General features: G+C 66.5%; 15 protein-coding genes. 5 read left to right on the top strand and 10 right to left on the bottom strand.

Translation table 11 applies throughout. The annotated features are described in order from the left end of the window. Positions 1–49 precede the first annotated feature (49 nt). The 4 genes from coaBC to ABFG95_RS03320 form a co-directional block, all read right to left on the bottom strand. A complete protein-coding gene (gene coaBC / locus ABFG95_RS03335) occupies positions 50–1,246 on the bottom strand; it encodes a bifunctional phosphopantothenoylcysteine decarboxylase/phosphopantothenate--cysteine ligase CoaBC (RefSeq protein ID WP_059271442.1) in 1,197 nt (398 codons plus the stop codon). A 154-nt stretch (positions 1,247–1,400) separates the two neighbouring features. Next, positions 1,401–1,925 (bottom strand): signal peptidase II, encoded by a 525-nt coding sequence (gene lspA / locus ABFG95_RS03330; protein WP_348995458.1) that lies wholly within the window; start codon positions 1,923–1,925, stop codon positions 1,401–1,403. A gap of 2 nt (positions 1,926–1,927) precedes the next feature. Continuing rightward, positions 1,928–4,789 (bottom strand): isoleucine--tRNA ligase, encoded by a 2,862-nt coding sequence (gene ileS / locus ABFG95_RS03325; protein ID WP_278991486.1) that lies wholly within the window; start codon positions 4,787–4,789, stop codon positions 1,928–1,930. Continuing rightward, positions 4,779–5,744 (bottom strand): bifunctional riboflavin kinase/FAD synthetase, encoded by a 966-nt coding sequence (locus ABFG95_RS03320; RefSeq protein WP_063568717.1) that lies wholly within the window; start codon positions 5,742–5,744, stop codon positions 4,779–4,781. The genes ileS and ABFG95_RS03320 overlap by 11 nt, the downstream gene beginning before the upstream one ends. A 63-nt stretch (positions 5,745–5,807) precedes the next feature. Between ABFG95_RS03320 and purN the strand changes: the two genes are divergently transcribed. Beyond that, entirely contained in the window at positions 5,808–6,473 is a 666-nt protein-coding gene (purN, locus tag ABFG95_RS03315; protein WP_049073141.1) for a phosphoribosylglycinamide formyltransferase, read from the top strand. Between the two features lie 1,078 nt (positions 6,474–7,551). Beyond that, positions 7,552–8,916 carry an RsmB/NOP family class I SAM-dependent RNA methyltransferase gene (locus tag ABFG95_RS03310; protein ID WP_341461514.1) on the top strand — a complete coding sequence of 455 codons (1,365 nt, stop codon included), beginning with the start codon at positions 7,552–7,554 and terminating at the stop codon, positions 8,914–8,916. A 252-nt stretch (positions 8,917–9,168) separates the two neighbouring features. Here the strand turns inward: ABFG95_RS03310 and ABFG95_RS03305 are convergent, their stop codons facing one another. Then, on the bottom strand, positions 9,169–9,564 hold the full coding sequence (locus ABFG95_RS03305) for a hypothetical protein (RefSeq protein ID WP_278991509.1): 396 nt from the start codon (positions 9,562–9,564) through the stop codon (positions 9,169–9,171). Between the two features lie 335 nt (positions 9,565–9,899). Between ABFG95_RS03305 and ABFG95_RS03300 the strand changes: the two genes are divergently transcribed. The 3 genes from ABFG95_RS03300 to ABFG95_RS03290 are packed head-to-tail and all read left to right on the top strand — an operon-like array spanning position 9,900 to position 13,707. Then, positions 9,900–11,108: a fatty acid desaturase gene (locus ABFG95_RS03300; RefSeq protein WP_049073143.1), complete on the top strand. Its 1,209-nt coding sequence runs from the start codon at positions 9,900–9,902 to the stop codon at positions 11,106–11,108. Then, positions 11,105–13,396 carry a UvrD-helicase domain-containing protein gene (locus ABFG95_RS03295; RefSeq protein ID WP_054415841.1) on the top strand — a complete coding sequence of 764 codons (2,292 nt, stop codon included), beginning with the start codon at positions 11,105–11,107 and terminating at the stop codon, positions 13,394–13,396. The genes ABFG95_RS03300 and ABFG95_RS03295 overlap by 4 nt, the downstream gene beginning before the upstream one ends. A gap of 5 nt (positions 13,397–13,401) precedes the next feature. Continuing rightward, positions 13,402–13,707, top strand: coding sequence for a chorismate mutase (locus ABFG95_RS03290; RefSeq protein ID WP_049073145.1), 306 nt, complete (start codon positions 13,402–13,404; stop codon positions 13,705–13,707). A 202-nt stretch (positions 13,708–13,909) separates the two neighbouring features. Here the strand turns inward: ABFG95_RS03290 and ABFG95_RS03285 are convergent, their stop codons facing one another. The 5 genes from ABFG95_RS03285 to ABFG95_RS03265 form a co-directional block, all read right to left on the bottom strand. Then, positions 13,910–15,319, bottom strand: coding sequence for a cytochrome c peroxidase (locus tag ABFG95_RS03285; protein WP_348995457.1), 1,410 nt, complete (start codon positions 15,317–15,319; stop codon positions 13,910–13,912). Between the two features lie 185 nt (positions 15,320–15,504). Continuing rightward, positions 15,505–16,167, bottom strand: a complete 663-nt coding sequence (locus tag ABFG95_RS03280) for a hypothetical protein (RefSeq protein ID WP_278991494.1) — start codon at positions 16,165–16,167, stop codon at positions 15,505–15,507. 126 nt (positions 16,168–16,293) lie between these two features. Continuing rightward, positions 16,294–18,843, bottom strand: a complete 2,550-nt coding sequence (locus tag ABFG95_RS03275) for a TonB-dependent receptor (RefSeq protein WP_341461513.1) — start codon at positions 18,841–18,843, stop codon at positions 16,294–16,296. Positions 18,844–19,016: 173 nt separating this feature from the next. Beyond that, positions 19,017–21,653 carry a TonB-dependent receptor plug domain-containing protein gene (locus tag ABFG95_RS03270; RefSeq protein ID WP_348995456.1) on the bottom strand — a complete coding sequence of 879 codons (2,637 nt, stop codon included), beginning with the start codon at positions 21,651–21,653 and terminating at the stop codon, positions 19,017–19,019. Positions 21,654–21,793: 140 nt separating this feature from the next. Continuing rightward, complete coding sequence (locus ABFG95_RS03265) at positions 21,794–24,424, bottom strand: TonB-dependent receptor (RefSeq protein ID WP_348995455.1); 2,631 nt, start codon at positions 24,422–24,424, stop codon at positions 21,794–21,796. Positions 24,425–24,634: the final 210 nt, after the last annotated feature.

The raw sequence follows: 24,634 nt of genomic DNA, 5'->3' as shown, positions 1-24,634 counted from the left end.
GCCAGACTCGCGTCTGGCGTTTTTTTTGGCCCGGACGAACGCGGGCGTGTCAGGCCGGCAGCCGGGCCGCGATCTCGGCGATCAGGCGGCGCGCGGCGTCCAGCTTGTCGGCGGCCGGCAGCGGGTGCGCGCCCTGCGCGTCGAACAGCACCAGTTCGGTGGTGTCGGCGTCCATCACCTTGTGCGCCAGGTTGCCCACCAGCAGCGGAATGCCCTTGCGCTGGCGCTTGGCCTCGGCGTGCTCGGCCAGCTTTTCGGTCTCTGCCGCAAAACCCACGCACCACGGCCCGTCCTTCAGTTTGGCCACTTCGGCCAGGATGTCGGGATTGGGCTCGAATTCCATCTGCGGCGCGCCGCCGCCTTCGCTGGTCTTCTTCAGCTTCTGGTTGCTGACGTTCTTGACGCGCCAGTCGGCCACGGCCGCCACGGCGATGAAGATGTCGGCGTCGGCGGCGCTGGCCATCACCGCGTCGTGCATCTGCCGCGCCGTCATCACCGACAGGGCGGTGACGCCGCGCGGCACGGGCAGGGCGGTGGCGCCGGTGATCAGCGTGACGCGGGCGCCGGCTTCGCGCGCGGCGCGGGCCAGGGCGTAGCCGGTCTTGCCCGACGAGCGGTTGCTCAGCACGCGCACCGGATCGACCGGCTCGGAGGTGGGGCCGGCGGTCAGCAGCACGTGGCGGCCGGCCAGCAGCTTGGGCTGGAAGAAGGCGATCAGGTCCGCGAGGATTTCATGGGCTTCAAGCATGCGCCCGTCGCCGGTCTCGCCACAGGCCTGTTCGCCGGCCGACGGGCCCAGGATGCTGATGCCGTCGGCGCGCAGTTGCGCCACGTTGCGCTGGGTCGCCGGGTTGGCCCACATTTCGCGGTTCATGGCGGGCGCGACAAGCAGCGGGCAGGCGCGCGCCACGCACAGCGTCGACAGCAGGTCGTCGGCCATGCCGTGCGCCAGCTTGGCCATGAAGTCGGTGCTGGCCGGCGCGATCAGCACGGCGTCGGCGCCGCGCGTCAGGTCGATGTGCGCCATGTTGTTGGGCACCCGCGGGTCCCAGGCATCGACGAACACCGGACGGCCGGACAGGGCCTGCATGGTCACCGGCGTGATGAAGTGCGTGGCCGCCTCGGTCATCACCACATCGACGACGGCGCCTTGTTCGGTCATGCGCCGCACCAGCTCGGCGATTTTGTAGCAGGCGATGCCACCGGTCAGGCCGAGGACGATGCGTTTGCGGGCGAGGTCGAGCATGGGCGTCGGACGGCGTTTGGATGCCGTCGAATCAGGGAACGGACAGTGATTTTATTCCGCATTGCCACATCGCGCCGTTCGCCATGCGTGCAGGGGGGCTCAAATGGACAAAAACCCGGCCGAGGGCCGGGTTTCGAAGGGGGCGGGGAGGGCGTCAGGCGCGCGGCTTGCGCGCCCGCAGCAGCTCGTCCAGCACCAGCAGCACGGCGCCGCAGCTGATGCCCACGTCCGCCAGATTGAAGGCCGGGAAATACCAGTCGCGCCAGTAGAACAGCAGGAAGTCCACCACGTGGCCATACACCACCCGGTCGATCACGTTGCCGATGGCGCCGCCCAGGATCAGGGTCAGCGCCAGGCAGAAGCGCGGCTGGCCACGGGTGCGGCGCAGGATGACGGTGATGACCACCGCGGCGACGATGCCCAGGCCGGTGAACAGCCAGCGTTGCCAGCCTTCCTCGGATGCCAGGAAGCTGAACGCCGCGCCGCGGTTATACAGCAGCGTGAAGTCGAAGAACGGCAGCAGGTTCAGCCGCTCGCCGTACTGGTACGAGGTGTTGAAGTACACCTTGGTCAGCTGGTCCAGGACGATGATGGCCAGCGCGATGGCCAGCCAGCGGCCCACCCTTGCGGGGGGCGCGCTGGCGGACGCCGCGCTGGCGGTGCCTTGGGGGCCGGCCATGCTCAGGCCTTGTCGCGGGCTTCGCCCGAGCCGAACAGGTTGGACACGCAGCGGCCGCAGATCTCGGGGTGATCCGGATCCTGGCCCACGTCCAGGCGCCAGTGCCAGCAGCGCTCGCACTTCTTGTGCCTGGACGGCGTGACCTCGATGCGGGTCTCGCCTTCGCCGGCGTGCACGGTGGCGCGCGAGACGATCAGCACGAAGCGCAGGTCGTCGCCCAGGCTGGCCAGCAATTGCTGGTCTTCGCCGCTGGCGTACAGGTCGACCTCGGCCTGCAGCGACGAACCGATGTCGCCGGCCGTGCGCACTTCTTCCAGTTTGCGCTGGACTTCGGCGCGGATGGCGCGCAGGCGCGTCCACTTGGCCGACAGGGCCTCGGCGTCGGCGAACGGCGGCAGCGCGTGGTAGACCTCGGTGAAGATGGTGACGCGGGCGGCGTCGGCCTGGTGCTTCAGGGCCGAGCCGACCAGTTCCTTCCAGGCCTCTTCGGCCGTGAACGACAGGATCGGCGCCATCAGCTTGAGCAGCGTCTGGGTGATGTCCAGCAGCGCGGTCTGGGCCGAGCGGCGGGCCACGCTGTCCACCTTCGAGGTGTACAGGCGGTCTTTCAGGATATCCAGGTAGAACGCGCCCAGGTCTTCCGAGCAGAACGTCTGCAGGCGCGAAACCGCCGGGTGGAAGTCGTAGCGTTCGTAGTGGCCCTGCACCTCGGCCTGCATCTGCGCCGTCATGGCCAGCGCATAGCGGTCGATCTCGAACAGCTCGCCGTAGGGCACGGATTGCGACACGGCGTCGAAGTCGGCCAGGTTGGCCAGCAGGAAGCGCAGCGTGTTGCGGATACGGCGGTAGCCTTCGACCACGCGCTTGAGGATTTCGTCGGAGATCGACAGCTCGCCCGAGTAGTCGGTGGAGGCGACCCACAGGCGCAGGATTTCGGCGCCCAGCGAATCGGACACCTTTTGCGGCGCGATCACGTTGCCGACCGACTTGCTCATCTTGCGGCCCTGGCCGTCCACCACGAAGCCGTGCGTCAGCAGGGCCTTGTAGGGCGGCTGGCCATACAGCATGCAGCCGGTCAGCAGCGAGGAATGGAACCAGCCGCGGTGCTGGTCGGAGCCTTCCAGGTAGAGATCGGCGGGCCAGCCCAGTTCGGCGCCGTGCGAGCCGGCGAAATCGCCGTCCTTGCCGCCCAGCACGGTGGCGTGGGTGCTGCCCGAGTCGAACCACACGTCCAGCGTGTCGCGGTTCTTTTCGTATTGATCGGCTTCGTCGCCCAGCAGCTCGCGCGGGTCCAGCGTCTGCCAGGCCTCGATGCCGCCTTGCTCGACGCGTTGCGCGACCTGTTCCAGCAATTCGGAGGTGCGCGGATGCAGCGCGCCGGTTTCCTTGTGCACGAAGAAGGCCATCGGCGTGCCCCACTGGCGCTGGCGCGACAGGGTCCAGTCCGGACGGTTGGCGATCATGGCGTGCAGGCGGGCGCGGCCCCAGGCCGGGTAGAAGGCCGTGGCGTCGATGCCGGCCAGCGCCGATTCGCGCAGGGTCGGGCCGCCGTCCTTGGGCTGCACGTCCATGCCGGCGAACCACTGGCTGGTGGCGCGGTAGATGATGGGCGTCTTGTGGCGCCAGCAGTGCATGTAGCTGTGCTTGTGCTTTTCGACGTGCATCAGCGCGCCGGCTTCCTTCAGGGCCTCGACGATCTTGGGGTTGGCGTCCCAGATCGACAGGCCGCCGAACAGCGCCAGGCTGTCGACGTACTTGCCGTCGCCCATGACCGGGCTGATGAAGTCGGTGTCCTTCATGCCGTGCTCCTTGCACGAGATGAAGTCCTCGATACCGTAGGCGGGGGCCGAGTGCACCACGCCAGTGCCCGAGTCAGCCGTGACGTACTCGCCCAGGTAGACCGGGGCCTTGCGGTCGTAGGCGGCTTCGAACTGCGCCAGCGGATGGCGGAACTCGATGCCCGACAGCGCCGCGCCCGGGGCCGTGGCGATGACTTCGCCTTCCAGGTTCCAACCCTTCAGGCAGGCCTCGACTCGGTCGCGCGCGATCAGCAGCAGCGGGCCGAACTTGGGGGCGGGCGACACGCGCACCAGCGCGTATTCGATTTCGGGGTGCAGGTTCAGCGCCTGGTTGGACGGGATGGTCCAGGGCGTGGTGGTCCAGATGACGATGGCGCCGTCGTCGACCTTGTCCAGGCCGAAGGCCTTGGCCAGCTTGTCGTGCTCGGCGAACGGGAAGGCCACGTCCACCGCCGGGTCGACGCGGTCGGCGTATTCGACCTCGGCCTCGGCCAGCGCCGAGCCACAGTCGAAACACCAGTTCACGGGCTTGAGGCCGCGGAACACGTAGCCCTTGTCCAGGATGCGGCCCAGGGCGCGGATCTCGTCGGCTTCATTGCTGAAGTTCATCGTCATGTAGGGACGATCCCACTCGCCCAGCACGCCCAGGCGCTTGAAGTCCTTGCGCTGGCGGTCGATCTGCTCGAGCGCGTAAGCGCGGGCCTTGGACTGCACCTCGGCCACCGGCAGGTGCTTGCCGTACTTCTTCTCGATCTGGATCTCGATCGGCATGCCGTGGCAATCCCAGCCCGGCACGTAGTGCGCGTCGTAGCCGGCCATGTTGCGGCTTTTGACGATGATGTCCTTCAGGATCTTGTTGACCGCGTGGCCGATGTGGATGTCGCCGTTGGCGTAGGGCGGACCGTCGTGCAGCACGAAGCGCGGACGGCCGCGGCTGGCGGCGCGGATCGCCTGGTAGACGTGGTTTTCCTCCCACTGCGCAATCCAGGCGGGCTCGCGCTTGGCGAGGTCGCCCCGCATGGGGAAGGGGGTATCGGGCAGGTTGAGGGTCTTTTTATAGTCCATGAACGGCAAAATAGGCGCGCGCGTTTCGCGCGTCTTCGGCGATGGCGGCAGTCAGGGAAGGGAGATCAGGAAATTTTTCTTCGTCCCGCAGCTTTTGCAGGAATTCGACACGCACGAGTTTACCGTATGCGTTGATGGTCTCGTCGAGCAGGTGCGCTTCCAACAGCACGCGTCCGCGGTCCTCGACGGTCGGGCGCACGCCCAGGCTGGCCACCGCCGGCAGGGCGCGCTCGGCCAGGCCATAGACCTGCACCACATAGATGCCGGAGCGGGCCGCGCAGCGCTCGGCCACCCGCAGGTTCATGGTCGGATAGCCCAGGGTGCGGCCCAGCTTCTGGCCGTGGATCACGTGACCGCTGATATGGAAGGGGTGGCCCAGCAGGTGGCGGGCCCGGTCCAGGTCGCCCACCGCCAGGGCGGTGCGCACTTCCGAGCTGGAAATGCGGTGGCCGTGGCGGTCGGTGACGTCGGCCAGGGTCTGCACCTCGAAGCCATGGCGCAGGCCGGCTTCGCGCAGCAGGTCGATGTCGCCGCTGCGCTTGTGGCCGAAGCGGAAGTCCTCGCCCACCAGCAGCCACTTGGTATCCATCCCCCGCACCAGCAGGTTCTCGATGAAGGCGTTGGCCGACATTTCGGCCAGGCGGGCGTTGAAGCGCTCGACCACGACCTGGGAAACGCCATAGCGGGCCAGCGCCGCCAGCTTGTCGCGCAGCCCGGAAATGCGGGTGGGCGCCAGCTCGGGACGCTGGTTCAGCGTGGCGAAGTACTCGCGCGGGTGCGGCTCGAAGGTCATCACGGCGGGCGTCAGGCCGCGGTCGCGCGCGACCTGGCAGACGCGCGCCAGCATGGCCTGGTGTCCTCGGTGGACGCCGTCGAAATTGCCGATGGTCAGCGCGCTGGGAGCGCGCTGGGCGGGCGGCGGAAGGGATCGGTGGATGCGCAGCGGTGGTTTCACGAGCGAGAGTTTACAATTTTGGGTTACGGGATTGTTCGTCATCCCCAATTTGGATCGCTCATCTTGCCGGAAACTTCTACACCACCGCGCCGCATCGTCATCCTGATCTCGGGACGAGGCAGCAACATGCAGGCGTTGGTCCAGGCCTGTCGCCAACAGGGCTGGCCCGCCACGATTGCCGCCGTGATCGCCAGCCGGCCGGACGCCGCCGGCCTGGAATGGGCCGCGGCCCAGGGCATCGCCACGGCGGCGCTGTACCACAAGGACTATGCCAGCCGCGAAGCGTTCGACGCCGCGCTGGCCACGGAAATCGACCTGCACGCGCCGGACTACGTCATCCTGGCCGGCTTCATGCGGGTGCTGACCCCCGGCTTCGTCAATCGCTACAGCGGCCGCCTGGTCAACATCCATCCGTCGCTGCTGCCGGCGTTCCCGGGGCTGCACACGCACGCCCAGGCGCTGGCCACCGGGGTGCGGGTGCATGGCTGCACCGTGCATTTCGTGACGCCGGTGCTGGACCATGGCCCCATCATTGCCCAGGGCTGCGTACCGGTCCTGGCCGGCGATACGCCGGAAAGGCTGGCCGAACGTGTGCTGGAAGTCGAACACCAGGCTTTTCCAACCGCCGTGCGCTGGCTGGCCGAGGGCCGGGTTACCCTGACGAATGACCACCGGGTGGACGTGCAGGGCGATCCTGATCGCCTGTTCACCTGGTCCGCGGCGGCCTGAGCCGACGCCAGCCGCGCAGCCGGGCCGCCGATGGCCCTGAATCGCATTTATCGGGCGGCATGTGTCCGCCCCACTGGAATACACCATGAGCAAACCCCAATCCCCGCGTTCCCGCCCGGCAGCCGCCGGCGGACGCTCCGCCGAAGGGCGCGACGGCCGCTCCTTCTTCTCGCGTCCCAAGGGCGAGGCCCGCGCCGCCCAGGAGCGCGCGCCACGCCCCGAGCGCGCCGCCAGCGGCCGCGAAGGCCGTCCCGACGAGCGCCGCGACAGCCGTCCGGCTCCGCGCCCCTCCTATGAGGCGCCGCGCGGCGAAGGCCGTGGCGAACGCGGTTCCTTCGGCGGCGATCGTCGCGAAGGCTCGGGCCGCCCGACGCCGCGCCCTTCCTACGAAGGCGGCCGTGGTGAAGGCCGTGGCGAGCGTGGCGCTTACGGGTCGGACCGTCGTGAAGGCCAGGGCCAAGGCCGTGGCGGTGAGCGGGGTTCCTTCGGTTCGGACCGCCGTGAAGGCTATGGCCGCCCGGATTCGCGCCCGTCCTACGGCGCTTCGCGCGGCGAAGGCCGTGGCGGCGAGCGCGGTTCCTTCGGTTCGGACCGCCGCGAAGGCCAGGGCCGTCCGGATTCACGCCCCGCTTATGACTCTCAGCGCGGCGAAGGCCGGGGCGGTGAGCGCGGTTCCCACGGTTCGGACCGCCGCGAAGGCTACGGCCGTCCGGATTCGCGTCCGTCCTACGGCACCCCGCGCGGCGAAGGCCGGGGCGGCGAGCGCGGTTCCTTCGGTTCAGACCGCCGCGAGGGCTTTGGCCGTCCGGATTCGCGCCCGTCCTACGGCGCCCCGCGTGGCGAAGGCCGTGGCGGCGAGCGCGGTTCCTTCGGTTCGGACCGCCGCGAAGGCTTTGGCCGTCCGGATTCGCGCCCGTCCTACGGCGCCCCGCGCGGCGAAGGCCGCGATGGCGAGCGTGGCTTCCAAGGTTCCGACCGTCGCGAAGGCCAGGGCCAGCGTGATGCGGCCCCGCAGAAACCGCAATTCAACCGGCCGCGCCTGTCGTATGCCGCCAGCCGCATCGACCAGGTGCAGCGTGTGCTGGGCGAGATCCTGCAATGGACCTACCCGGCCGATGCGGCCCTGTCGCACTGGCTGCGTGGCCATCCCGGCCTGGGCGCGCGCGACCGCTCGGAAGTGGCCGAAGCCGTCTACGACGTGCTGCGCCACCTGCGCCGCTACCGCCAGTTCGGCGAAAGCGGCGTGGGGCCGGCTTCGCGCCGCCTGGCCATCCTGGGCCTGGCCGCCACGCTGGGCAGGGAAACGCTGCAGGAGGGCCTGGACCCGGCCGAAGCCGAATGGCTCCAGCGCGTCCTGCAGATCGACCTGGCGACGCTGCCGCGCGCCGTGCGCGGCAGCATCCCCGATTGGCTTGACGAGCGCCTGGGCGCCATGGAAAGCCCCGAAACCTTGATCGAAGCGCTCAACCGCCAGGCCAGCCTGGACCTGCGCGTCAATCCGCTCAAGGTCGAACGCGACGCCATGCTGGCCGAACTGCAACAAAGCGCCGGCCGCTACGAACCCGTTGCCATGCCGTATTCGCCCTGGGGCATCCGCATGGAAGGCCGTCCGGCCATTAACCGCTGGCCGCAGTTCGAGAATGGCAGCATCGAGGTGCAGGACGAAGGCAGCCAGTTGCTGGCCTTGCTGGTGGCGCCGCGCCGCGGCGAAATGGTCATCGACTTCTGCGCCGGCGCTGGCGGCAAGACCCTGCTGCTGGGGGCGCTGATGCGCTCGACCGGCCGCCTCTATGCCTTCGACGTCTCGGCGGCCCGCCTGGCGCGCGCCAAGCCGCGCTTTGCCCGCAGCGGCCTGTCGAACGTGGTGCCGGTGGCGATCGAAAGCGAGAACGACGCCCGCGTCAAGCGGCTGGCCGGCAAGGCCCAGCGCGTGCTGGTCGACGCCCCGTGCAGCGGCATCGGCACGTTGCGCCGCAATCCCGACCTGAAATGGCGTCAGCATCCCGAGGCGCTGGCTGAACTGGGCCAATTGCAGGAACGCATCCTCAACAGCGCCGCGCGTTGTGTCGCGCCCGGCGGCCGGCTGGTGTACGCCACCTGCAGCCTGCTGGCCGAGGAAAACGAGGTGCAGGCCGAACGCTTCCTGGCCAGTCACCCCGACTTCGAGCGCATCGACGCGGCCGAGATCCTGGCGGCCCGCTGCGAGAACCTGAAGCTGGAGGGGCCCTACGTCCAGCTGCGACCGGATGTCCACGGCACCGACGGCTTCTTTGCCGCCGTGTTCGAGCGCCGCAAGAAAACGGTTGCGGCTGCCGAAGCCGATGCCGGGGCCGACCTCGGCGCCGAGGCGCCGCTGGAAGAGGGCGCGCTGGCCGTCGAAGGCGTGGAAGACGACGAGGCGGCGCCGATCACGGCCGCCTCCGACGACAAGCCCGCGGCCTGAGTGTGAGACCGGCCCGTGGGGCCGGTCCACGTGGCCAGTCCGTGAAGGCGGTGTGTGAAGGCGGTGTGTGAAGGCGGTGTGTGAGGGCGGTCCGTGAAGCCGGTTCATGAGGCCCGTTCATGAGGCCGAACCCCGAGCCGGCCGTCTTGGCGCCGATTGCGCTGAGGGCGGGTCAGTCGATGGACCGATCCGACCGGCTGTCCACGGACCTGTTCCGACGCCCGGCCTGCGGGGCGAAGGCCGCCGGCTCGCTCAAGGGGCCGGGGCGATGCCGAGCGTGGCGCTATAGCGGCGGATTCCGATGGTCTTGTTCTGGTACTTCACTTCCCAGGCCAGGGAATCGGACCCGGGCTGGTTGGCTTGATAGACCAATTGCGCGATCGGCACTGTCTTATACGCGCAACGTCCGGAATCGCCGGACTGGCCGCGCGTCTGCACGATGCTGGCGACGCCCAGGCGCGGCTGCAGGGTAATGGTGACGCGGGGCGCGCGCAGGGCCAGGCAATCCGATCCGCGGATCTCGTAATAAGACGCCAGCACGGCTATGTCCCCGGTTTTCAGGGACTGGGCGCTAGCGGGCATGGCCAGGGCAACCATCGCGGCAGCCAGGGTGGAAACAAAATAGGGACGGATATTTTCGACGAACATCGTGTAGCGGTGGGAGCGGTGATGGCGGACCGAAGTGTGCGCCAGGCGCGTGGCGGCCGCAAGACAGCGGCTCAGCCTGACAGGAACTTTAACGGCGACGGGCGGCCAAAACCCAGTGGCCATGTGCCGACGATTCCCCGCCAGGATGACGCCAGTGGCGTTGCCGGCGGGCCGCCGCACCGGCCGCGAGCTTGCCGTCAAAAGGTCAAAAACAGGTCAAAAGCAGGGCTTAGTCCTTGATTTCCCTCAAAAACTATTTTGAAACTCCGTTGTCATAACGCGGCAAAGGTAAGCTAAACTTTAGGCACTCTTCAAGCGAGGCTCATTACAGCTTTATGGATTACATCCTCTCCTTCATTGCCGGCGGTCTGACCCAAGCCACTTGGTGGCAGATCGTCGTTTTCACCCTGGTCATGACGCACATCACCATTGTGTCCGTCACCGTCTTCCTGCACCGCAGCCAGGCGCACCGGGGCCTGGATCTGCATCCGGCCGTCATGCACTTCTTCCGCTTCTGGCTCTGGATGACGACCGGCATGGTCACCAAGGAATGGGTTGCCATCCACCGCAAGCACCACGCCAAGTGCGAAAAGGAAGGCGATCCCCATTCGCCCATCCTGTTCGGCATCTGGAAGGTGCTGTTCCGCGGCGCCGAGCTCTACCGCGAAGAATCCAACAACAAGGAAACCATGGCCAAGTTCGGCCACGGCACGCCTGACGACTGGCTCGAACGCAACGTCTACAGCAAGCACAGCCTGTGGGGCGTGCTGACCATGCTCGCCATCGACATCGCCCTGTTCGGCGCGATCGGCGTCACGGTCTGGGCGGTGCAGATGGCCTGGATCCCCTTCTGGGCGGCCGGCGTCGTCAACGGCATCGGCCACTACTGGGGCTACCGCAACTACAACAGCCCGGACACCAGCACCAACGTGTTCCCGTGGGGCATCGTGATCGGCGGCGAAGAGCTGCACAACAACCACCACGCCCACGGCACGTCGGCCAAGTTCTCGGCCAAGTGGTACGAGTTCGACATCGGCTGGTGCTACATCAACATCCTGAAGTTCCTGGGCCTGGCCAAGATCAAGAAGGTCGCGCCCAAGCTCAAGCTGGATGATTCCAAGACCGGCATCGACCTGCGCACGCTGCAGGGCGTGATCACGCACCGCTACGAAGTCATGGCCCGCTACGCGGACGTGATCAAGAGCGCCGCCCGCGAGGAACTCGCCAAGCTGAAGGCCTCGCGCCAGGACGGCAACGCCGATTGCGGCTGGACCAAGCTGCACAAGGTGCGCCGCGCCATCCACCGCAACGAGGACATCCTCCAGCCGGAACAGCTCGAAGCCGTGGACAAGGCCATTGCCCAGAACAAGTCGCTGTCGACGCTGGTGCAGATGCGCCGCGAACTCGGCCGCATCTGGGAGAGCTCCAGCGCCAGCAGCGAACAGCTCCTCCATGACCTGCAGGCCTGGTGCCAGCGCGCCCAGCAAAGCGGCATCGCCGGGCTCGAGCAATTCGCTCAACGTCTGCGCCGCTACGCGGCATGATGCTAGAGAAGCTCAATCCTGAACAACGCGCCGCAGTAACGTTAGAACCGCAGCACGCCCTGGTCCTGGCCGGGGCGGGCAGCGGCAAGACCCGGGTGCTCACCACCCGCATGGCCTGGCTGATTCAAACCGGCCAGGCCTCGCCTTTTGGGCTGCTGGCCGTCACGTTCACCAACAAGGCCGCCCGCGAGATGCTGGCGCGTATGTCGGCCATCCTGCCGATCGATACGCGCGGCCTCTGGATCGGCACCTTCCACGGCCTGTGCAACCGCATGCTGCGCGCGCATCATCGCGACGCCGGCCTGCCGCAGACCTTCCAGATCCTCGACGTCACCGACCAGCTCGCCGCCATCAAGCGGCTGATGAAGGCCAACGGCGTCGACGACGAAAAATACCCGCCGCGCGACGTGCAGCGCTTCATCAACGGCGCCAAGGAAGAGGGCCTGCGCCCCGCCGACGTCGAAGCCTATGACGCGCACCGCCGCCGCCTGATCGAGATCTACCAGCTCTACGAAGCCCAGTGCCAGCGCGAAGGCGTGGTCGACTTCGCCGAGCTGCTGCTGCGCGCCTACGAACTGCTGTCGCGCAACGCGCCGGTGCGCGAGCACTACCAGCGCCGTTTCCGCCACATCCTGGTCGACGAGTTCCAGGACACCAACACGCTGCAGTACAAGTGGCTGCGGCTGCTGGCTGGCGGCGGCGCGGCGATCTTCGCCGTGGGCGACGACGACCAGTCGATCTACGCGTTCCGCGGCGCCAACGTCGGCAACATGTCCGACTTCGAGCGCGACTACGCGCACGGCACCGTCATCCGCCTGGAGCAGAACTACCGTTCGTACGGCCACATCCTGGATTCGGCCAACGCGCTCATCGGACACAACAGCGGCCGCCTGGGCAAGAACCTCTGGACCGACCAGGGCGAAGGCGAACCGGTGCGCGTCATCGAACAGCCCTCGGACGGCATGGAAGCGCAATGGATCGTCGACGAGATCCGTTCGCTGATCCACGAAGGCAGCCTGCGCCGCGAGATCGCCGTGCTCTATCGCAGCAACGCGCAGTCGCGCGTGATCGAACACGCCATCTTCTCGGCCGGCATTCCCTACAAGGTCTACGGCGGCCTGCGCTTCTTCGAGCGCCAGGAAATCAAGCACGCGCTCGCCTACCTGCGCCTGATGGCCAACCCGCACGACGACACATCGTGGATGCGGGTGGTGAATTTCCCCACGCGCGGAATCGGCGCGCGCACGCTGGAACAACTGGCCGACGCGGCCCGCGCGCATGATTCCAGCCTGTACGCGGCGGTGGCGCTGGTGGCGGGCAAGGGCGGCTCCAACCTGGCCCAGTTCGCGCAGTTGATCCATCGCCTGATCGAGGAGACGCGCGATCTGCCGCTGCCCGAAATGGTCGAGCACATGCTCGAGGCCAGCGGCCTGAACGCGCACTACAAGGCCGAGCGCGAAGGCGCCGAGCGCCTCGAAAACCTGAACGAACTGATCACCGCCGCGGCGGTGTTCGCGTCCGAGGAAAACTACGACGGCATGCCCGCTGGCGTGGTGCCCGACCAGGACACCTCCAGCACCTTGATGCCTGGCGTGGTCGACGCCGCGCCAGTGGTGTCCGACGGCCTGACGCCGCTGGCGGCCTTCCTGTCGCATGCCGCGCTCGAAGCCGGCGACAACCAGGCGCAGCAGGGCCAGGACGCCGTGCAGCTCATGACCGTGCACGCGGCCAAGGGCCTGGAGTTCGACGCCGTCTTCATCACCGGCCTGGAGGAAGGCCTGTTCCCGCACGAGAACAGCATCCTGGAGCAATCCGGCCTGGAAGAAGAGCGCCGCCTCATGTACGTGGCGATCACCCGCGCGCGCCAGCGCCTGTACATCAGCCTGGCGCAAAGCCGCATGCTGCATGGCCAGACGCGCTACGCCATGCGTTCGCGCTTTCTCGACGAAATTCCCGAGCAGCACCTCAAGTGGCTGTCGCCCAAGGCCGGCCTGACGCCGTCGCTGAGCGCCGGCGGCGGCTGGAACGGCAATCGCGGCGACGCCTTCGGCCGCAAGCCCACCAACACCATTGCGCCGCGTCAACCGCGCGGCACGGCCTCCGGCGTCACGGTGGGCGACAAGCAGTATCGTGTGGGACAGGGCGTGCACCACGCGCGCTTCGGCGACGGCACCATCGTCAGCCTGAGCGGCGCGGGGCAGGACGCGCAGGCGGAAATCCATTTCCGCGATGTCGGTTCCAAGACGCTGGCTCTCGGCATCGCCAAGCTGGATATCGTTCAAGGTTGATAGACATGGCCAATCAAGACTCCCCGAAAGCCGAACTGGCAGCGCTGCGCGCCGAAGTCGACGAGATCGACCAGCAGATCATCCTGCTGCTGGGCGTGCGTTTTCGCTGCACGGACATGATCGGCGAGCTCAAGCAAGCCAACGACATGGACCTGGTGGACCCGGTGCGCGAAGACCAGCAGGTCCAGCGCATCCGGCGCCTGGCCGAAGAGGCCGGCGTGCCGCCGGCCCTGGCCGAAACCATCCTGCGCGAAGTGATCGACACGGTGGTCGATCACCACACCCGGTTGCGCGAGCGTCCCTACTCGTGATGCGTGGGGGTGGCCGGTGGCCTGCCTGGCCGCCGTCGCCATGCGCAACGGCAGTCCCATGGCCGCGGCTCCAGCCGCGGCCATTCTTTTTTCCGCGGCGTGGGAGGCCGCGCCGCGCCTCGACGAAAAAGCGCCCTGCGCCCAATCTGATTCAGTTGTCGGGCAGAAAGTGATTCCTGCGACGCGGAGCGGGTGGCGTCCGCTATAGGGTTTTCAGGAACGCCAACAGCGCGTCGATCTCGGCCGGGCTCAGGTCGAGCGGCTTGATGTGCTCCGACTTGCGTGGCGCATACGGGTCCGGGGGATCGGCCGGCGGCGCTTCGCGGCCCATGCCGGCGTTGTACATCCGCAGCAGCCCCCGCAGGTCCGGAAACAGGCCGTTGTGCATCCACGGGCCGGCCTGCGCCACGTTGCGCAGGCTCGGCGTGCGGAACCTGCCCAGGTCGGCGGGATCGCGGGTGGCCTCGTAGCGTCCCAGGTCCTGGTTGCGGCGGCCGTAGAACGACAGGCCGATGTTGTGGAACTGGTGGTCGGTGAGCAACGGGCCGTTGTGGCAGTTCATGCAGCGCGCCTGCGTGCGGAACAGGTGCAGGCCCAGTAGTTCGTTATCGTCCAGCGCATCGGCGCGGCCAGCCAGGAATTCATCGAAGCGCGTCTTCTCGGGGCGCAGCGACGCCACGTAGGCGGCCAGTGCGCGCGCCAGGCGGTCGGCGTCGATGGCGGATGCCGTGGTCGATGCCGCAGGCGCTTGAGCTGTCGGTATCATTGCCGCCGATGCCGATGCCGATGCCGATGCCGATGCCGATGCCGATGTCGATGCCGATGTCGATGCCGATGCCGTTGAGCCTGCCGCTGATGAAGCCGGCGCAACTGTTGATGAAGCCGATCCAGTCGCTGGAGAAGACGCCGCCGTCGTGCCGCCGAACGCGTCCAGGAAGCGCGCGGGATACATGTCGGTCTCCCGCAGCCGCGCCACCGCTCCGGCGGCGTCGTGGTTCATTTCCCGTGGGTCATGTAGCGGTCCCATCACCTGCTCCTTCAGGCTGGCCGCGCGGCCATCCCAGAACAGCCGTGGCGCGAACGGCGCGGCATACAGCGGCGTGGAGCGGCGCCGGCCCATCAGCTTGTCCTCGCCCACCGCGAGCGGCAGGCCGTCCGTGAAGGCGCGCTGCGGTTGGTGGCAGGAGGCACAGGAGACTTGGCCCTTGCGTGACAGGCGGGTATCGAAGAACAGCATCTGACCCAGCGCCACGACTGGCGGCCGCGCCACGTCGGCGGCCAGTTCGGCCTGGCCGGGGTTGGCGGCGGTCCATTGCATCGGCGGGTCGGCGGCGGGCGGGACCGGCGCCCATTCATGCCACTGCACGCCGGCGTCGATGGTGGGCGCGGGCCAACCGGCCGCGGGTCCGGAATAGCGCGCGCGCAGGCAGGCGATGTTCCAGCCCGCCGGGTCGCGGCAAGCGGCGGCGCTGGGCGCGATGCCCGATGGCGTGGCGGCGCGTTGCTGGCCAGAAGTGGTGGACGGGGTGGCGAGCACGAGGGCCAGCGGAATGGCATGCAGGAAGGCGGCCAGGGCGTTCTGCCGGAGCCGGGATTTGCCACGCAGGGGCATCGATACGTTCCGTGTCGCGTTGGTGTCAGGCGTAGGACGCTGCGACGATTGCAATACCTCAGCACGCAATCGATGAATAATTTATATGGATATCGATTTTTTGATTGGCGCATGAGGGCCGATGACCCGTGCCAGGCGCCTTTTGATTGGTGCCGCGTCGTGGCTGGCTTTGCCTTGCCGGTCCCTCATTCGCCAAGAAGGCGGAATGCCCCGGCGGGATCCCGCTCGACGATGCCGCGCCGTTCCGCTCGCGACAGCAGGGGTTCCAGGATGTAGTCGATATACGCCACGCCGTTCGGGCCGATCTTGATGCATCCCGCGCTGTCACCCGCCACCGGATAGCCGGTGTAAGCCTCGGCGTCGAGCACGAGCGCGCCGGGGCGGGGGGTGGGATGGGTGGCGGTCAGCAACCGGGTATCGTCGGTGACATGCTTGCGATAGAGATCGCGCGCGGTGTCCTTGAACAAGACCGGTCCGCCCCGCCCGCCGTGGTGCATGACGAAGACGAATTCCCCCAGCGGCATGTCGTCGGGGATATGGCGATTGGAGGCGGGACTGTGGTACCAGGCCGCGTAGGTCGCCAGGTCGGTGTAGAAGGCGGCGATCTGGCTGCCCGGGGCGTCCTTTTCGCCCACGGCTTGATGATGCGCGTACCAGGCCTCGTCCGTGTACTGGAACAGGCCCGATGCGCTTGAGCTGGCGTCGGCGCACCGCGGCGAGGCGCCGAACGCCGATTCGATGTAGGCAATGTCCGCCGCGATCTGGATGGTCGGGGGGCTGAAGCCGCGCTGCCGGCCGTGGTCCGCGATGGCGGCTTTGATTTCGGTCTGGGATCGGCTCAATGCCATGCAAATGCTCCTGCGTGACGGCGCGACTGGCGTCCCGATGGAGAACCCGCGCCGTGGTCGTGATGGCCACGGCGCATGTTAGGGACGAAGGCCGCGGCGCTCCATGGCGCATGGTCTGATTTGTCGTCAGAAGCGGTAGCCGACCTGCATCCAGAGTTCGCGCCCCGACTGATAGGTGCTGTTGTCGGCCGCCAGGTTGGGATTGCTTGCGACAATCGCGGGCATGCGGTTGAGCAGGTTCAGGATTTCCACCGTCAGTTCCAGGTGCGGCAGGAAGGTCGGCTGCCAGGTGAGCTGCGTGTCCCAGGTCCAATAGGACGGCAGGCCGCCCGACTTGTAGCTGTCCAGCAGGTACGGCGCGGGACCTTTGCCGACATACATGACGCCGTCGCGCTTGCCGCGCCAGTTCAGCATGTTGCTCCAGGCCAGCCCGGCCTTGGGGTAGGTGCCGGTGAGCGCGAGGGTGGCCACCTGGGGCTGGCAGAAACTCCTGGGCGGCAGGTCGATGACACGGATCTCCGAGCCGTTGTAGATCACCCGTTCGTCGGGGGCGCGGGCGTCGCCGCCATAGCCCGTGACCAGATCGGTGTTGGTCTTGCGCTTCTGCCAGCTCCACGAAGCTTGCATGGTCCAGCGGGTGGGGCCGGCATGCCAGGGTTCCAGCGTGTGCAATGTCAGGCTGACGGCGTCGGTGGTGGAGCCGCCGCCGTTGCGGTACTTGAAGCCCGTATTGATCTTGCCGGTCTTGATCCACTGCTGCCGGCCGTTGCGGCGCACATAGCTCAGCGAGCCCTCCAATCCCGCCACGCGCTGTCGCAGCGCCAGCGCCCATTCGTCGTCATACGGCATGCGCAGGCCGCTGTAGTCGACCGAGAAATCCTGCTCGTCCGCGGGTACCGGCTTGCCCTCGAAGTTCGTTACGCGTTTCAACAACCTCAGGCGCCTGGCCTCGAGCGCGGTTTCCAGGACCGGACCGCCGTAGTAGCGCGACCAGCCGCCGCTCAGCAAGGTGTCGCCCGAACCGAACAAGTCCCAATCCAGGCGCGTGCGCGGCGCCACGTTGTTGCTGCGGAACAGGCTCTCGCGGTCATAACGCAGCCCGGCATCCAGCGCAAGGCGCCGCCATTCGATGCGGTCGGAAAGGTACAGGGCGGCTGTGCGCGAACGTGCGCGCACATTCCCCGGCCGCCACAGCGACAAATTGGTATCGACATAGGTGTCCGCGCTGCGGTAAGTGCGCGTGTAGGCCGTGGATAGTTGCGGGCGCTTGAAGGCCGCGTCGATCTGTTGCACGTCGATCCCCGCGTACAGGTTGTGCGTGAATGCTTCGGTGTGCAGCGGATCGAGATCGATACGGCTCTTGAGCGCCACGGTGTCCTGCTGCTTCTGCTCGCGGCCGAAGCCGCCCTTGAAATACGACGGCAACCCGTAGGGGCGCGTCGTAACCCATTCGCGGCTCATCGAGCGGCGGTTGCTCATGGCGTGGTCCCAGCCGGCTTGCAGCGTCAGGCGCCCCGCGCCGAGGCGGTGTTCCAGGTTGCCGCTGACGCCATAGGCGCCATGGTTGTTGTCCCAGTGCGTGTCGCGGAACAGGTTGCTGGCCAGCGTTTCTCTGCGGTCACTGTATTTGAGCGTCATGTCGGCCACCGTGTCGGCGCTGGCATGCACGCTGAATTTTCCCAGGAAATTGTCGATGCGATCGCTATAGATGTTGGGCGTGCGCAGGGGCTTGCCCTTGTCGTCCACGCTCATGATCCAGCGTTCGATCCTGGACTGCCGGTGCGACATGGCCAACACCAGGCCGGCCTTGTCGTTGACGGCGATGTCGGCCACGGCCGAATAGAAGCGTTTTTTCCATCGCGGCGTGAAGCCGGGTTCTCCTTGGGTCCATTTGTTCTCCTGGCCGGGCGAGACGCGCTGTTGGGTCATGTTCGACGTATTCCAGCGGTAATCGAACTTCAGGTGGCTCTCGCCGGAAAAGCGTCGCAGCCGCGCATCGACGACGCCGCCGTTGAAACGCCCGTACTCGACCGGGATGAAACTGTCGCGCACTTGCACGGCTTGCAGCAGACTGGTGTCGATGAAGTACGACTGCGGATTGCTGGGCACGTTGCCCCCCGCCTGGGCCAGCCGCTTGTTGGCCGGGTCGACGCGATTGGTGGCGTCGATGCCATCGATCTGGAACAGGTTCTGGTAGGGGCTGGCGCCGTAGAACGAAATGTCCTCGACATCAAGCGAGCCGCGATTCCGCGAGCCGGCCGCGCCCGGGTTGGTGCGCACCGCCGGGTCGTTGGCCACCAGCGTGCTCAGGTCGCGGTTGGACGATGGCGTGGCGGCGATCTCTTCCTGGTCGTAGAGGCGCTCGCCGACCTGATCGCCATAGACGCGCACGGGTTCCAGCCGCGAGGTGCTGGCCGGGTCCGGCTTGTCGACGTAGATGATGTAGCGGTTTTCGCCGTCCGCGCGCAGCGCCAGGCCCGAGCCTTCCAGCATCTGGTCGAGCGCCAGCCGGGCTGGAAACCGGCCCCGCACGACCGGCGACGTCTTGTTCGCCACCGCTTTGGGCGGGAACGAGATTTCCAGCCCGGATTGGCGTCCCAGTTCGACCAGCGCGTCACCCAGCGGCAGGGAGGGGATGCAGAGGCGGATGGTGTCGGTAAGCGGTTGGGCCGTCACGGGAGCGGCGAGGGCCAGCAAGGCGCAGAAAAGAAGCGCGGATGTGCGTGTGGGGGGCAAATGGCGTGGCATGAGGCGTCCCGGGTTCCGTGGATGTCGGCAGTGGGACGCCGCAAGCCTGCCAGGACCTCAGCGGCGAAGCAACGATCGGTCGGTCATATTGTCCGATTTCGTCAAAAGCGATAGCCGACCTGCAACCAGAGCTCGCGTCCGGATTGATAGATACGGTGGTCCGCCGTGAGTTTGGGTCTGTTGCCCGTGACCGCAGGCATGCGATTGAGCAGGTTCAGAACTTCGATCGTCAGTTCCAGGTTGCGTGCGAACGTGGGCTGCCATTTCAACCTGGTGTCCCAGGTCCAGTAGGATGGCAACTTCTCCGATGTGTAGCTGTTGAGAAATTCCGGAGCCGGACCTTTGCCTGTATAGAAAATCGCGTCGCGCGCACTGCGCCAGTTGAATTGATTGCTCCACGTGAGGCCCGCGCCCGGGTAGGCTCCGGTCAGGGTCAAGGTGGCGACTTGCGGTTGGAAGAACGAATTGGTTGGCAGGTCGAAGGCGCGAATCTGTGCGTTGTTATAGAGCACCTGTTCATCAGGATCCCCCGCGTGGTCGTTATAGCCCTTGGCCAACTCGGTGTTGGCGCGGCGCCGCTGCCAGCCCCAGGTGGCGCGCATGGTCCAGCGGGTCCTTCCCAGGGCAATCGGATGAAGCGTACGCACGGTCATGTTGATGCCGTCGGTCGTGGAATGACCATCACTGTTGTATCGGGAGGTGTTGGCGTTGACGTTGACGTTTGTCCACTGGTCCCGCCCGTTGCGATGCACATAGTTCAGCGCGCCCTCCAGACCGGCTACTCGTTGGCGCAGCGATATCGCCCATTCGTCGTCATACGGCGTGCGTAGCCCCTTGTATTCCACCGTATACGGCTTGCGGCCATCCGCGATCGGGTTTCCATTCTTGTCCGTCTCGTGTAGTTTCAGGCGCGCGCGCTCCGCCTCCATGGCGATGCCCAGTATCTGTGCGCCGTAGTAGCGCGACCATCCCATGCTCAGCACGGTGTCGTCCGTTCCTAACATGTCCCAATCCAGGCGCGTGCGGGGCGCCAGATTGTCGTTGCCAAGAAAGCTGTCGCGGTCGTAGCGCAGCCCGGCATCCAGGGCCAGTCGTTGCCATTCGATGCGGTCCGACAGATACAGGCTGGCAGTGTGATGCTTTACCTCGGCCGTCCCGGGCAGGTAGTGGGTTCTATTGCTGTCTTGGACAGTGCCATCGGCGAACTGGCTGCGGCGGTACGCATAGGCATCCTGAAATCGCTTGAATCGAGCGTGGGTCTGCCGCAGCTCTGAACCCGCGTAGACGGTGTGGGCAAACATGCCAGTGCGTAGCGGATCCAGGTCAATGCGGCCCTTGAGAACGCCGGTGTCCTGCAGCGTCTGCTCCTTGCCAAAGCCCACCACCGCGTACTGGACCTTTTTGATCGGCGGAGTGAAATAGGAAACAAACTCTTCACGAACCGACTGCCGGTGGCTGGTGGCGCGATCCCATCCCGCTTGCAGAGAAAAGCGCCCGCCCTGGAATCGATGTTCCAGTTTGCCGTCGACGCCCCGTCCACTGTGATAATTGTCCCAGGTGGTGTCGCGGAAATAGGCATCGGCCAGGGCCTGGCGATACTCGCTGTATTTCAGCGTCAGGTCGGCGACGGTGTCCGGGGCGGGACGCACACTGAATTTGCCCAGAAGGTTATCGATCTGGCTACGGTAGGTTCCCTCGCGCAACTCCGGTTGACCCTTGTCGTCAACGCCCATGGCTGCCCGCGTGATGTCGGATTGGCGACGAGACAATGCCAATACCATGCCGGCCTTTTCGCTGAATGCGACATCGCCCATCGCCGAATAGAAGTTCTTCTTCCACTTGGGTGAATAGTCGAAGTGGCCCTGTGACCACTTTTGTTCATCGCCATGCGCCGTGCGCTGTTGGGTCATGTTGGAGCTGTTCCAACGGTAGTCCAGCTTCATATGGTTCTGCCCGGAGAATCGGCGCAATTTTGCATCCACCACGCCGCCAGTGAAGTGACCGTATTCCACAGGCACGAAGCTGTCATGCACTTGCACCGATTCCAGCAGACTGGTGTCGACGAAGTAGGACTGCGAATTGCTGGGCACGTTGTTGACGACCAGGTTCGGATTCTTGCTAGCCGGGTCTACGCGGTTGGTGGCGTCCATGCCATCGATCTGGAACAGATTCTGGTAGGGGCTGGCGCCATGGAATGAAATTTCCTCGACGTCCAGCGATCCCCGATTCTTCGAACCCGCCGCGCCGGGGTCGGTGCGGACCGCCGGATGCGTCGCCACCAACGTGCTCAGGTCCCGGTTGGACGACGGCGTTTCCGCGATCTCCTCGCGGCTATAGAGGCGCCCGCCAATCTGCTCGCCGTAGACGCGTACCGGCTCAAGCCGCGATGCCGAGAACGGATTGGCCTTGTCCTCGAAGACGATGTAGCGTCCCGGCCCGTCGGCGCGCAGCGCCAGACCGGAGCCGGCCAGCAACTGGTTCAGCGCCGCCAGCGCCGAGGTTTCGCCCCGCAGGGCGGACGAGAGCTTATTGGCCACGGCGGCCGGCGGAAACGAGATCTGCAGGCCAGACAGGCGACCCAGTTCCAGCAAGGCGTTGCCCAGCGGTTGCGCTGGAATGTCGTAGGCGAAGGTGCGGTCGGGCGACTGGGCCAGAGCGGGGGCGGCCATGGCCAGCGTGGCGCAGAAGATCGCGGCCGACGCGTTGGCGCGGAAACGGCCGTTGAATGAGAGAGGCATGCGAGCGTCCTATGGCTGATTGGAAACCAGCCATAGGACGCGGCGATCGACGGGGAACCTCAGCGTCAAACCGGCCGGTAAGCCATGCGACGCGTCGAAGTCAGACCGGATGAACGCCTGCGCCCCATGTCAGGCCCGCTTCAGAACCGATACCCCACCTGCAACCACAGCTCGCGTCCCGACTGGAACGTGCTGCGATTGGCCTTCAGGTTGGGATTGCTGGCCGTGACCGCCGGCATGCGGTTCAGCAGGTTCAGCACCTCCACCGTGAATTCCAGGTTGCGCGCGAAGGTCGGCTGCCATGCCAGCTTGGTGTCCCAGGTCCAGTACGACGGCAGTTCGCCGGACTCGTAACGGTCCAGGTATTCCGGCCGCGGACCGACACCGACGTAGATGGTGGCGTCGCGCTTGCTGCGCCAGTTCAGTTTGTTGCTCCAGGTCAGGCCGGCGCGCGGGTAGGCGCCGATCAGCGTGAGCGTAGCGACCTGGGGCTGGTAGAAGGTGCTGGGCGGCAGGTCGATGGCGCGGATCTCCGAGCCGTTGTAGATCACGCGGTCGTCAGGGTCGCGCGCCTCGGCGGTATAGCCCGTGACCAGGTCGCCGTTGGTCTTGCGCTTCTGCCAGCTCCACGATGCCTGCATGTTCCAGCGCGTCGGACCCAGGCGCCAGGGCTCCAGCGTGCGCAGCGTCAGGCTGACGCCGTCGGTGGTGGAAAAGCCGTCGTTGTTGTACGTGTAGCCCGTGGCCTGCGTGCCGCTCTTGGTCCATTGGTCGCGGCCATTGCGGTGCACGTAGCTGAGCAGGCCCTCGATGCCCGCCATGCGCTGGCGCAGCGACACCGCCCATTCGTCGTCGTAGGGCATGCGCAGGCCGCGGTAGTCCACGAAGTATTCCTTGCCGCCGTCGGCCACGGGCTTGCCCTTGCTGTCGAGCACCTGCCGGCGCAGCCGGCTGCGCTCGGCTTCCAGCGCGGTTTCCAGCACCTCGCTGCCGTAGTAGCGCGACCAGCCCGCGCTCAGCAGCGTGTCGCCCGAGCCCAGCACATCCCATTCCAGTCGGGTGCGCGGCGACAGATTGGTGTTGCCCAGGAAGGTCTCGCGGTCGTAGCGCACGCCCGCATCCAGCGCCAGCCGTTGCCACTCGATGCGGTCGGACAGGTACACGCTGGCCATGTTGTATTTCACGTTGACCGTGCCGGGCAGGTAGTGGACCTTGCTGAAGTCCTGGTAGGTGCCCTTGTTGTTGTAGGCGCGGCGGAACGAATACGAATCCTGGAAGCGCTTGAAGCCGGCGTCGATCTGCTGCAGGTCGGCGCCCGCGTACACGCTGTGGGTGAAGATGCCGGTGCGCACCGGATCGAGGTCGACGCGGCCCTTGAGGGTCCAGGTGTCCTGCCGCGTCTGCTCCTTGCCGAAGCCGCCCGCGGTGTATTGCGGCAGCCTGTAGGGTTGATAGGTCACCAGTTCATCGCCGACCGACTGGCGATCGCTGGTGGCGTGGTCCCAGCCGGCCTGCAGCGAGACGCGGCCGCCCTGGAACAGGTGGTCCAGGTTGCCGCTCAGGCCGTAGGCGCCGTGGTTGTTGTCCCAGTGCGTGTCGCGGAACAGGTAGCTGGACAGGGTTTCACTGCGGTCGCTGTACTTGAGCGTCAGGTCGGCGGTGGTGTCGGCGCTGGCGCGCACGCTGAACTTGCCCAGGAAGTTGTCGACGCGGTCGCGGTAGGTGTCCTGGCCTTGCTGCGGCTGGCCTTTGTCGTCCACGCCCATGTTCCAGCGCGTGATGTCGGATTCGCGGCGCGACATGGCCAGCACCACGCCGGCTTTGTCGTTGAAGGCGAAATCGCCCACGGCCGAGTAGAAACGCTTCTTCCATTCGGGGGAATAGCCCGGCTGGCCCCGCGCCCAGCTGTTCTCCTCGCCCTCGGACACCTGCTGCCGCGTCATCTTCGAGGTGTTCCAGCGGTAGTCGAACGTAAAGTGGTTCTCGCCGGAAAAGCGGCGCAGCCGCGCATCCACCACGCCGCCGGTGAAGCGGCCATATTCGACCGGCACGAAGCTGTCGTACACGCGCACGGCTTCCAGCAGGCTGGTGTCGATGAAGTACGACTGCGGATTGCTGGGCACGTTGCCGACCTGCAGGTTCAGGTTCTTGCTGGCCGGGTCGACGCGGTTGGTGGCGTCAATGCCATCGATCTGGAACAGGTTCTGGTAGGGGCTGGAACCGTGGAAGGAGATGTCCTCGACGTTGAGCGAGCCGCGGTTCTGCGAGCCGGCGGCGCCCGGATTGGTGCGCACCGCGGGGTGGCTGGCGACCAGCGTGCTCAGGTCGCGGTTGGACGACGGCGTTTCTGCGATCTCTTCCTGGCTGTAGATGCGTTCGCCGGCCTGCTCGCCGTAGACCCGCACCGGCTCCAGCCGCGAGGTGGAGAAGGGATGGGTCTTGTCGATGAAGACGATGTAGCGGCCCGGGCCGTCGGCGCGCAGCGCCAGGCCGGAACCGGCCAGCAGGCGGTCCAGCGCCAGCAGGGCGGAATATTCGCCCCGCAGCGCGGGCGACATCTTGCCCGCCACGGCGGCCGGCGGGAACGAGATCTCCAGGCCCGATTGGCGGCCGAGCGCGAGCAGGGCGTCGCCCAGCGCCTGGGACGGAATGTCATACGCGATGGCGCGCGCGGGCGGCTGGGCGGCGACGGGGGCGGTAACGACCAGCATGACGCAAAGAAGAACGGCCGAGGCACTGGGCCGGCGTTTGCGGTCAAGAGGGAAAGGCATGAAAACGTCCTACGCTGTGTTGATGTCAGCCGTAGGACGCCGCGTAGGACGCAACTCCTCATTGCAAAATAGATGAATAATTTATATTGATTCTTATTTACCAATTGAAAATACCGACGATTGAAGACGCGTGAAGGCAGCGGCACCGAGCGCGGGACAAGCTGGAAAAGAGGATCTTGCCGAACTGGCGATGTCTGCGATGGAGACTGC

This window comes from Achromobacter sp. HNDS-1, assembly GCF_040084795.1.
GTDB classification, from domain to species: domain Bacteria; phylum Pseudomonadota; class Gammaproteobacteria; order Burkholderiales; family Burkholderiaceae_B; genus Achromobacter; species Achromobacter ruhlandii.
This window is presented reverse-complemented; position numbering and strand designations above follow the sequence as displayed.

Coding starts and splice junctions, on each gene's coding strand:
- lspA (WP_348995458.1), bottom strand. CDS start 1,925: ATGGCCGGCCCCCAAGGCACCGCCAGCGCGGCGTCCGCCAGCGCGCCC.
- ABFG95_RS03305 (WP_278991509.1), bottom strand. CDS start 9,564: ATGTTCGTCGAAAATATCCGTCCCTATTTTGTTTCCACCCTGGCTGCC.
- ABFG95_RS03290 (WP_049073145.1), top strand. CDS start 13,402: ATGGCCAATCAAGACTCCCCGAAAGCCGAACTGGCAGCGCTGCGCGCC.
- ABFG95_RS03270 (WP_348995456.1), bottom strand. CDS start 21,653: ATGCCTCTCTCATTCAACGGCCGTTTCCGCGCCAACGCGTCGGCCGCG.
- ileS (WP_278991486.1), bottom strand. CDS start 4,789: ATGGACTATAAAAAGACCCTCAACCTGCCCGATACCCCCTTCCCCATG.
- ABFG95_RS03265 (WP_348995455.1), bottom strand. CDS start 24,424: ATGCCTTTCCCTCTTGACCGCAAACGCCGGCCCAGTGCCTCGGCCGTT.
- coaBC (WP_059271442.1), bottom strand. CDS start 1,246: ATGCTCGACCTCGCCCGCAAACGCATCGTCCTCGGCCTGACCGGTGGC.
- ABFG95_RS03285 (WP_348995457.1), bottom strand. CDS start 15,319: ATGCCCCTGCGTGGCAAATCCCGGCTCCGGCAGAACGCCCTGGCCGCC.
- ABFG95_RS03280 (WP_278991494.1), bottom strand. CDS start 16,167: ATGGCATTGAGCCGATCCCAGACCGAAATCAAAGCCGCCATCGCGGAC.
- ABFG95_RS03295 (WP_054415841.1), top strand. CDS start 11,105: ATGATGCTAGAGAAGCTCAATCCTGAACAACGCGCCGCAGTAACGTTA.
- ABFG95_RS03300 (WP_049073143.1), top strand. CDS start 9,900: ATGGATTACATCCTCTCCTTCATTGCCGGCGGTCTGACCCAAGCCACT.